2 protein-coding genes are annotated in these 872 nt (G+C 73.1%); both read right to left on the bottom strand.

Annotated elements, in window-relative coordinates; all coding sequences use genetic code 11:
* On the bottom strand, nt 1–235 hold a 235-nt coding region (locus KBX39_RS32160), incomplete at its 3' end, for a sigma factor (RefSeq protein ID WP_312247530.1).
* 115 nt (nt 236–350) lie between these two features.
* The gene (locus KBX39_RS32155) at nt 351–866 is read right to left on the bottom strand and encodes a putative immunity protein (protein WP_043327649.1); all 516 of its coding nucleotides are present in this window, start codon (nt 864–866) and stop codon (nt 351–353) included.
* Nucleotides 867–872: the final 6 nt, after the last annotated feature.

The raw sequence follows: 872 nt of genomic DNA, 5'->3' as shown, positions 1-872 counted from the left end.
CCACCCGGCGGCGTCGCCACCAGGAGACCTGCAGGTGGTACATGACCTTCCGGGTGTACGCCTCCGCGTTGCCGGTCTCGTGCAACCGATTCCAGGCACGGTGCGTACGGGCCAGCGCGGACTGGACGAGGTCCTCGGCCAGATGCTGGTCGCCGGTCAGCAGGTAGGCGGAGCGCAGCAGCGCGGGCGTACGAGTTCGGACGAACAGGTCGAACTCAGTCAGGAGAAGATCCACACGAGCCGGTCCTTGGGGTCAGGTGGTGCATCGGCGTGACGCCTTCCGAGACGCCACCCGGCCACGCCATGGTTGCCACCTCCGGTGGCACTTTCCCGACAGGCTCCGGCCGGTGTCAGCAGTCGAAGACCGACCAGCAGATGTCGTTGCGCAGCCGCTGGTCGTCCAGGACCAGCTCGCGGATCTCGGCCGGGAGCTGATCGCGCTGCCACCGGCACTCGTCGCGCCCGGCCGCCTCGCCGAGACCGGCGGGCGCCGCCGCGCGTACCGCCTTGATCGCGTACGCGGCGGCGCCGAGTTCGTGGGCGGCCACGTGGGCCACGACGGCGGCCTGTCCGGCGGCGTACGCGGCGTTGCGTGCCGCCCCGCGCAGGTCCCGGGCCGCGCCCATGGCGTGCCCGCCCGCCGCGCGCGCCTCCATCATCCTGACCTCGCCCCGCACCCAGGCGCGGGCGTACGCGATCGCCTCACGCGGGCGGCTGTCGTCCGGCCGGACCGCCTCGAACAGGCCGAGGACGTGCTCCGCGCAGGTGGCGGCCCAGAGCGCCAGCAGGTGGTGGTGCTCGTCGGTGAGCGTGCCGCCCCGGCGGATCGTGGTGAACCGGGGATCGCGGACCTTCGGCAGGATCACGACGCG

The sequence above is a fragment of the Micromonospora sp. D75 genome, from assembly GCF_018070405.1.
Taxonomy (GTDB): Bacteria; Actinomycetota; Actinomycetes; order Mycobacteriales; family Micromonosporaceae; genus Micromonospora; species Micromonospora chalcea.
This window is presented reverse-complemented; position numbering and strand designations above follow the sequence as displayed.